The sequence below is a fragment of the Streptomyces sp. NPDC060028 genome (assembly GCF_042736725.1).
In the GTDB taxonomy this organism is placed as follows: Bacteria; Actinomycetota; Actinomycetes; order Streptomycetales; family Streptomycetaceae; genus Streptomyces.
Map to the genome: position 1 here is coordinate 121,127 of NZ_JBHWVJ010000007.1, position 8,360 is coordinate 129,486.

The window sequence follows — 8,360 nt, forward strand, 5'->3', positions numbered from 1 at the left end:
GCTCCGGTCTCATCGGCAGCGCGAGTACGAGGGTGGGGGCACGACAGCACCATGGCTCAGGGCACGGTCCAGGTGACGCACGGCGGGTCTTCGCGGTGGCGTCGCCGCTCCGGTGAGTATCCGACGCTGTCCGCCGCGCTGGCCGTGGCGGGCGACGGGGACGTGCTGTCCATCGCCCCCGGCACCTACCGGGAGAACCTGGTGCTCAACCACGCCGTGACCCTGCGCGGGCCGGAGGGCGCGGTGGGTTCGGTGCGGATCGCCCCGCCCGACGGGGTCGCGCTGACCGTGCGCGCCTCGGCCGTGGTGCAGGACCTGTACCTGGAGGGCCAGGACCGGGCGGCGCCCGCGCTGCTCGTCGAGGACGGCTCCCCCGAGCTCATCGACCTGCGGGTCAGCACCCGGTCCGCGGCCGGCATCGAGGTCCGCGGCGGGGCCAGGCCGCTCGTGCGCCGGTGCACCGTCGAGAACCCGACCGGGGTCGGGATCTCCGTACTGGACGGCGGCGGCGGGGTGTTCGAGGAGTGCGAGGTGGTGGCCGCCGGGCAGACCGGCGTCTCGGTGCGCGGGGGCGGCCGGCCCCGGCTGGAGCGCTGCCGGATCCACCACGCCACGGGCGCGGGCATCGGGGTCACCGGCGAGGGCTCGGGCCTGGAGGCGCTGGGCTGCGAGGTGTACGAGATCAATGGCGCGGGCGTACAGATCGCCGCGCGGGCCACGGCGGTGCTCACCGACTGCTCGGTGCACCGGACCTCCGCCGACGGCGTCACCCTGGACACCGACGCGGTGCTCACCCTGGCCGGCTGCGACATCCACGACATCCCCGAGAACGCGGTGGACCTGCGCTCGCGTTCGGTGCTCAGCCTCAGCCGCACCACGGTGCGCCGCTTCGGCCGCAACGGCCTGTCCGTGTGGGATCCGGGCACCCGGGTGGTCGCCGAGTCGTGCGAGATCCACGACAGCACGGGCGACTATCCGGCGGTGTGGATCAGCGACGGCGCCAGCGCCTCGCTGGACTCCTGCCGGGTGCACGACGTGCCGGACGCACTGTTCGTGCTGGACCGGGGTTCGCGCGCGGACGTCGTCGACAGCGATCTGTCGCAGGTGCGCAACACGGCCGTCTCGGTGAGCGACGGCGCGACCGTGCAGCTCGACGACTGCCGGATCCGGGAGGCCGCGACGGGTGCCTGGTTCCGCGACCACGGCAGCGGCGGCACCCTCGCCAACTGCACCGTCGACGCCGTCCAGACGGGCGTGATCGTGACCAAGGGCGCCGATCCGGTCCTGGAGCGGTGCACGGTCAGCTCCCCCGCCGAGGCCGGTTTCTACGTGTCGGCGGGCGGCCGCGGCAGTTTCACGGCCTGCCGGGTGACGGGCAGCGCCGGTTTCGGCTTCCACGTCCTCGACGGCTGCCGGACCGCACTGCACCGCTGCCACACCGAGCGCTGCGCGCGCGGGGGTTACGAGTTCGCGGAGGACGGCCCGAGCGCCGAGGAGTGCACCAGCGACGAGCCGGGCCCGCGGCTCGCCGCCCAGTCGGCCGCGGCCGGCGGCCAGGCCGGGGCGCAGCCGGGGATCCGTACCGTGTCCGCGGCCGCCGCGCAGGACCCGGTGGCCCGGGCGGCGGCGGACGTGCCGGCACCGCGGCCGGCAGACGAGGCGGGGCCGGCAGCGTCGGCGGCGGCGCGCGGCTCCGGCGAGGTACTGGGCCAGCTCGACGCGCTGGTGGGGCTGGACAGCGTCAAGCGCGAGGTCCGCGCGCTCACCGACATGATCGAGGTGGGGCGGCGGCGGCAACAGGCGGGTCTCAAGGCCGCGTCGGTGCGCCGGCACCTGGTCTTCACCGGCTCCCCCGGCACCGGCAAGACCACGGTGGCCCGGCTGTACGGGGAGATCCTGGCCTCCCTCGGGGTGCTGGAGCGCGGCCACCTGGTCGAGGTGTCCCGCGTGGACCTGGTCGGCGAGCACATCGGCTCCACCGCGATCCGTACCCAGGAGGCCTTCGAACGGGCGCGCGGCGGGGTGCTGTTCATCGACGAGGCGTACGCGCTGGCGCCCGAGGACTCGGGCCGGGACTTCGGGCGCGAGGCGATCGACACGCTGGTGAAGCTGATGGAGGACCACCGGGACGCGGTGGTGGTGATCGTCGCCGGGTACACGGCGGAGATGGACCGGTTCCTCACCGTCAATCCGGGAGTGGCCTCGCGGTTCTCGCGGACCATCATCTTCGGGGACTACGGGCCCGAGGAGCTGCTGCGGATCGTGGAACAGCAGGCCGAGGAGCACGAGTACCGGCTCGGCGAGGGCGCCGGGAAGGCCTTGCTGGAGTACTTCACGGAGCTGCCCAAGGGCCCGGCCTTCGGCAACGGCCGCACCGCGCGCCAGACCTTCGAGTCGATGGTCGAGCGGCACGCGGGGCGGGTGGCGCAGCTGTCGGACCCGAGTACGGACGAGCTCACCCTGCTGTTCCCGGCGGATCTGCCGGAGCTGCCGGGCCTGCCCGTGCTGCCGGATCTGCCCGTGCTGCCGGCTTCGCACTGAGCCTGGGGAGCGGTACGCCGGCCCGCGCGGCCGCCGTCAACCGCGCGAGCAGTGCGTCGCGTTCGGCGCCGAAGGCGGGGTCGGCCTGGTAGTCCCCGTGCCCGAGGATCGGCGCGGGCAGCGGGTGCCGCGCGCTGCGCCCGTAGGCGATCGGGTCGGGGAGCGGTCCACGGTCCACGGCCTGGTCGGTGCCGGGGAGGACCGGGCCGCCGATGGGGTCGGTGGCGCGCCACAGGTTGCGCCAGCAGTCGACCTCCCGGTGCAGCGCGGTGAGCGGTCCGGGGCCGAAGTAGGCCGGGAACCAGCGCCCGTAGAGCCGGCCGAGCGGGGACCCGTACGTCAGCAGCGCCACCCGGCGCCGGACGTGCGCGGGCAGCTGCCAGACGGCGGCGGCCGCGAGCACGCTGCCCTGGGAGTGGCCGGAGATCACCAGGCGGCCCCCGGTGCGCCCGGTCCAGCCGGCCATCCGCCAGGTCAGGTCGGGCACGGCGCGCTCGGCGTAGCAGGGCGGGGCGAAGGGGTGGGCGGCGCGCGGCCAGAAGGTGCCGACGTCCCACAGGATGCCGATGGTGCGCCGCGCGGCGGGATCCCGGTAGGCGCGCCGGCCCCAGGTCACGAAGAGCACGAAGCCGAATCCTATGAGCCAGGACCCGGCGTCCTGGGCGGCGCGGGCGGCGCTCTCCACGACCGGGCCGGCGCCGCGGGCCGCCTCGCCCGGGACCTGCCCGCCGATCCAGGCTCCGGCGAGCGCCCCCGCGCCGAGCAGCAGGGTGATCCCGGAGACGGTGCCCACGAACCAGGGCGCGGAGTCGGTGAGCGCGGCGGCGGCCCGCGCCCCGGCGATCCGGCGGCTGCGCGCCGGGTCGGGGGTCTCCCCCGGGTACTCGGCGGCCACGGCCCCGGCGACCCGGCGCCGCTCGCGGGCTCCGCGCACCGCGAACCAGGCGGCGAGCAGGGCGAGTACGAGGAGCAGCGGCGGCAGCACGGCGGCCTGCCAGGACAGCAGTACGGGCGGTCCGGGCGCGGCCGGCGCGTCGAGCGAGTCGGCGACCCGCTGGGCGACCCCGCCGGACATGACCCCGCCGAGGGCGCAGCCGAGCATGGCGACGGCCGGGCCGCCGAGCCCGTACAGGACGGCGGGGCCGTGGTCGGGGGCGCGGCGGTGCAGGGAGGAGGCGACGGCGGCGAGGGCCAGCACGCAGCCGCCCTGGCCCAGCATCAGCACACCGAAGGTGAAGTCCCCGGGCAGCCGCCCGGCCGGGGTCCAGCCGGGGCGCGACCAGCAGGCATAGAGGAGAACGGCGGCCAGCAGGGCGAGGGCGGCGCCGGGCAGCAGGGTGATGGCGGCCCGGTCGAGGCGGTGATCGGGCCGCGCCTCGGTACGGCCGCGCCGGCAGACGACCCAGAGCACGACGACGGCGCCGGCGCCGAGCAGCGCCTGCACCGTCCAGCCGAGGGCTTCGAGCGCCGGGGCGGGCGCCCGGCGGTCGTGGCGGGCGGTGGGCGCGGCGACGGCCGCCGCGACGGTGAGCAGTCCGGCGGCGGTGTGCGCCGCGCGCAGCCGGGCCACGAGCCGGCGCCCGTACCAGAATCCGGGCCGGCCGAGCGCGGGCGTGCCGTCCCGGGCGGGGCCCGGGCCCGCGGGGTCGGGGCCGCCGGCGTGGGCGGGCGGCGGCTGGGACTCGTACGCGCTCCACGTGCGGCTCGACAGGAACCAGAGCAGTCCCGTCAGCGCGGCCGGCACCAGTGCGCAGACCGCGAGGCGGCGGCCGGGCTGGCCCCACCAGGTGCCGGGCGGCGGGAACCCGAGGCCGAAGGGGGCTCCGGTGGACTGCCAGGCGACGAGATCGAGCGCGACCTCGCAGGCGGCCGCGATGAGCAGCACGGTGAGGCTGAGCGCGAGGACCCGTACGAGCACCCCGTACGTCCGCACCGCGCGCGGCGCCCCGATGCCGGCCGGGCGGGCCCAGTGGGCGAGGTTGACCACCATGAACGGCAGGAGCAGCAGCCACAGCGCGCGGGCGCCGTTGCCGGAGGTGAGCCGGGACCAGCAGTAGGCCTCGGGCACGGCCCGGCCGGCGTACCGCTCGGGGTGGGCTTCGGCGTCGGCGTCGTCGGTACGCCGGAAGACCGCGGCGGTGGAGTCGCCGGTGACGCGCACGGTACGCGGATCCCCGAGCAACTCCCCGGGCGGGGCCCCGGCCACGCCGTGCACGAGCAGCTCCAACGCGGGCGGGGGAACGGGGAGGGGGGCAGAGGCAGGGGCAGGGGCTGACCCTGGGACTGAGCCTGGGACTGGGACTGGGACTGGGACTGGGGAGTCAAGGGATTCCGGCACTGCGGCCTCCGCTCGCGAGGCGTGATCAACGCAGGTCCAGCATCCCGCGCTCGGTCGCTCCTGCCCAGATCCCACACCGCGGCAATCCACCCCCGGGGCGGACATCTGACGGACCGCCAGCTAATGTGACCGCACGCTCGTTCCCTTCCTCACCCCAGGGAGTACCGCCATGGCTCGCCGACTCCGCCCGGTGGGGCTGGACTTCGTCCAGAACGCCCCCGTACGCCACGTGTTCACGGCCACGGCCGCGGCAGCGCCCGCGGACCTCTACCGGGCGCTGGCCGAGGAGGTCGCGGGCTGGCCGCGCTGGTTCAAGGCCGTCACCCTCGCCCGCCCGACGCACGGCGGGGCAGGCCGCGAGATCAAGCTGGTGGGCGGCGCCCGGTTCCAGGAGACGATCATGGCGGCGGATCCGGAGGAGCGCTACGCGTACCGGGTCGACGAGACCAACGTCCCCGGAGTGCACGCCCTGGTGGAGGAGTGGCTGCTCACTCCCGCCGGCGCGGGCCCGGGCACCGATGTCCGCTGGACCTTCGCGGCCGACGGCTCGGCCCCCTTCCGCCTCGGCCTCGCCGCCGCCCGCCCGGGTCTGGGCCACTCCTTCCGCACGGCGGTCCGCGCCCTGGACCTCAGGCTCGCGGACAAGCGCGCCACGGGTCGGTAACCGGGCCCCGCCACGGCCCGCGCGAGCCCTCGCACGACGTGACGTCGTCAGATCGCCGGATGTCGGCGGGCCAGGTCGCCGTAGTCGCCCGCCGACCAGACGCGCGTGCGGAACTGCTGCAGGGTGAGGGCCGGTTCGCCGGTGAAGTGGACCGTGCCGCAGCGGGCGCAGTACCACGCGGTCGACCAGACGGCGTCGGCGGCGCCTCGGCCCGGCAGCGTCCGCCTTCGCCACTTGGCGGTGATCCGGGCCTCGACGACGAACAGCAGGACGGCCAGGGCGAGCGCGGCCCCGGAGATCCAGGCCAGGTGGAGCAGCGGCGGGTCGACCACGACGTGGCCGTCGCCGCTCGGCCCGGGGATCCAGCGCTCCGCCGAGTCGCGGCTGAGCCATTTCCCGGCGATGGCGCCCCAGATGAAGGTGCCGACCGCCCCCAGGAGCAGCAGCGTCGCCGTACAGGACCGGGCGGTTCCGGCGGGCTCGGGCGGCGCGGGGGCCAGGGCCTGCGCCAGTGCCGAGTTCTCCTCGCGGGTGGTGACCTTCGACTCCTCGCCCGTGCCGGTCTCCTCGCGGAGCTTGGCTTTCGCCGCCAGGTAGGCGGCGCCGACTCCCGTCACCCGGTCCTCGCGGCCGCACCGCGGGCAGGTCAACGGCCCGGCTGTCGCGGGCCGTGGTGGCTGGTCGACCGGCTCCGGCATGGCTCCCCCGACACTTCACTCCGGTCCGAACGGCGTTGCGAACGCTCGAAGTCCGCACAGCGTAGCCAGCCGGCCGCCCGCCCGACAGGCCCCGGCCGGCCGGGCCTGGCCCCCCGGCCCGGCCCGCGGCCCAACCCCGGCCGTCAGGCTGCGGGCTCGCGCCAGACGCCGGTCGTCAGGAGGGTCTCGATCGTCTTCGCGTACGGCGCGATGTCGAGCCCCTGCGCCGCCAGCCAGGAGTCGGAGTAGTACTTGTCGAGGTAGCGGTCGCCCGGGTCGCAGAGCAGGGTGACGACGCTGCCCGTCCGGCCCTCCGCCACCATCTCCGAGATGATCTTCAGGGAGCTCCACAGGCCGGTGCCCGTCGAGCCGCCCGCCTTGCGGCCGATGGCCTGTTCCAGGGCGCGGCAGGCGGCGACGCTCGCCGCGTCCGGGACCTTCATCATCCGGTCGATGGCTCCGGGCACGAAGCTCGGCTCCATGCGGGGCCGCCCGATGCCCTCGATGCGCGAACCGCAGTCGCTGCTCGCGTCCGGGTCGTGGTTGGTCCAGCCCTCGAAGAAACAGGAGTTCTCCGGGTCCGGGACACAGATGCGGGTGTCGTGCTGCATGTAGTGCACGTAGCGGGCGATGGTCGCGGAGGTGCCGCCGGTACCCGCGGTCGCCACGATCCACGCGGGTTCGGGGAAACGTTCCAGCTTCAGCTGCTGGAACATCGATTCCGCGATGTTGTTGTTGCCGCGCCAGTCCGTGGCCCGCTCCGCGTAGGTGAACTGGTCCATGTAGTGCCCGCCGGTGCGGGCCGCGAGCCGCGCCGACTCCTCGTACATCTTCATCGAGTCCTCGACGAAGTGGCATTCGCCGCCGTGGAACTCGATGAGCCGGCACTTCTCCGGGCTGGTGGTCCGGGGCATGACGGCGATGAACGGTACGCCGATCAGCTTGGCGAAGTACGCCTCCGAGACCGCCGTGGAGCCGGACGAGGCCTCGATGACCGGGCGCCCGGGGCGGATCCAGCCGTTGCACAGGGCGTACAGGAACAGGGACCGGGCGAGGCGGTGCTTGAGGGAGCCGGTCGGGTGAGTGGACTCGTCCTTGAGGTAGAGGTCTATGCCCCAGGCCTCGGGGAGCGGGAAGCGCAGCAGGTGGGTGTCGGCGGAGCGGTTGGCATCCGCCTGCACCTTGCGGACGGCTTCCTTCAGCCAGGCGCGGTACTCCGCGTCGCTGCGGTCGACGTCGGCGGTCGTGGCAGTCGTACCGGTGGTGCTCATGGCGCCGTGCTCCTTCGTGCGTTTCCTTGAACCGTGCGGCCTTGCTTTCGCAATGTACCCCCCTCACCTGCACAAACAGTCACTTTGGGTATCTATGCGGATTGCTTTCGATCGCTTTCGGTTGCACGGAGGCGCACGGTGGGTGACCCTGGTGGAGCATGACCGAGGGTGCAGCACCCGTAACACTGATGTCGGGGAGTCGCAGCCGTGATAAGTCATTCCCGCAGGCACTGCGTCGTCGAACTGCAGGCCCTGCCCTTGCGGATCGGCCAGATCCGCCGCATCATCTCGGCGCAACTGCGCCACTGGCAGCTGGACCCGCTCATCGACCGGGCCGCACTCGGTGTGACGGAGCTGCTCAGCAACGTCCACCGCCACGCCCAGCCGGACAAGACCTGCACGGTCGAGATCGAACTGCGCCTCGGGCGCCTCACCGTCTCGGTCTGCGACAGCGACCCGCGGCTGCCCGTACGCCGTGAGATCGAGGTCGACGCCCTGGAGACCTCGGGACGCGGCCTCGCGCTCGTGGAGGCGGTCAGCGAGGCGTGGGGAGCCCGCAAGCACGCCGACGGGACGGGCAAGGCCGTGTGGTTCTCCCTGCGCGCCGCACCCACCCCGGTGGCGCCGACAGCGCCGGTGGGCATCGCTGCGAAGCCCGTACGAGATCCCGCCCGGGCGGCACCCGCCGCCGTGGATCCCGCACCGGCGGCGCCCGCCCTGCCGGTGGCGGTCCCGGTCGGCGCCAGGCCCGGGTAGCGCTCCCCCGCGGGACCCTCCGGGACGGGGGCGGCCGAGCAGGCCCCCGCGTCCCCGGGCCGCGGCCCCCGCAGCGCGGCTCCCTCGGGGGC

6 protein-coding genes are annotated in these 8,360 nt (G+C 74.8%); 3 read left to right on the plus strand and 3 right to left on the minus strand.

What is annotated here, in order from left to right:
• Positions 1 to 51 precede the first annotated feature (51 nt).
• Positions 52 to 2,541 (plus strand): right-handed parallel beta-helix repeat-containing protein, encoded by a 2,490-nt coding sequence (locus ACFWBF_RS06285; protein WP_385596017.1) that lies wholly within the window; start codon positions 52 to 54, stop codon positions 2,539 to 2,541.
• Here ACFWBF_RS06285 and ACFWBF_RS06290 read toward each other — a convergent pair.
• Entirely contained in the window at positions 2,456 to 4,768 is a 2,313-nt protein-coding gene (locus tag ACFWBF_RS06290; RefSeq protein ID WP_385596021.1) for a hypothetical protein, read from the minus strand. The genes ACFWBF_RS06285 and ACFWBF_RS06290 overlap by 86 nt on opposite strands.
• Before the next feature lie 280 nt (positions 4,769 to 5,048).
• Between ACFWBF_RS06290 and ACFWBF_RS06295 the strand changes: the two genes are divergently transcribed.
• Entirely contained in the window at positions 5,049 to 5,543 is a 495-nt protein-coding gene (locus ACFWBF_RS06295) for an SRPBCC family protein (protein ID WP_385596024.1), read from the plus strand.
• 47 nt (positions 5,544 to 5,590) lie between these two features.
• On the opposite strand, the gene ACFWBF_RS06300 is transcribed toward ACFWBF_RS06295, so the two are convergent.
• Positions 5,591 to 6,241, minus strand: a complete 651-nt coding sequence (locus ACFWBF_RS06300; RefSeq protein WP_385596027.1) for a hypothetical protein — start codon at positions 6,239 to 6,241, stop codon at positions 5,591 to 5,593.
• Between the two features lie 143 nt (positions 6,242 to 6,384).
• On the minus strand, positions 6,385 to 7,512 hold the full coding sequence (locus tag ACFWBF_RS06305; RefSeq protein WP_385596030.1) for a PLP-dependent cysteine synthase family protein: 1,128 nt from the start codon (positions 7,510 to 7,512) through the stop codon (positions 6,385 to 6,387).
• A 207-nt stretch (positions 7,513 to 7,719) separates the two neighbouring features.
• On the opposite strand from ACFWBF_RS06305, the gene ACFWBF_RS06310 reads away from it, so the two are divergent.
• The gene (locus ACFWBF_RS06310; protein WP_385596034.1) at positions 7,720 to 8,268 is read left to right on the plus strand and encodes an ATP-binding protein; all 549 of its coding nucleotides are present in this window, start codon (positions 7,720 to 7,722) and stop codon (positions 8,266 to 8,268) included.
• Positions 8,269 to 8,360: the final 92 nt, after the last annotated feature.

What these genes read in the sequence shown, in the direction of transcription:
- ACFWBF_RS06295 (WP_385596024.1), top strand. Translation starts at nt 5,049, where the DNA reads ATGGCTCGCCGACTCCGCCCGGTGGGGCTGGACTTCGTCCAGAACGCC.
- ACFWBF_RS06305 (WP_385596030.1), bottom strand. Translation starts at nt 7,512, where the DNA reads ATGAGCACCACCGGTACGACTGCCACGACCGCCGACGTCGACCGCAGC.
- ACFWBF_RS06300 (WP_385596027.1), bottom strand. Translation starts at nt 6,241, where the DNA reads ATGCCGGAGCCGGTCGACCAGCCACCACGGCCCGCGACAGCCGGGCCG.
- ACFWBF_RS06285 (WP_385596017.1), top strand. Translation starts at nt 52, where the DNA reads ATGGCTCAGGGCACGGTCCAGGTGACGCACGGCGGGTCTTCGCGGTGG.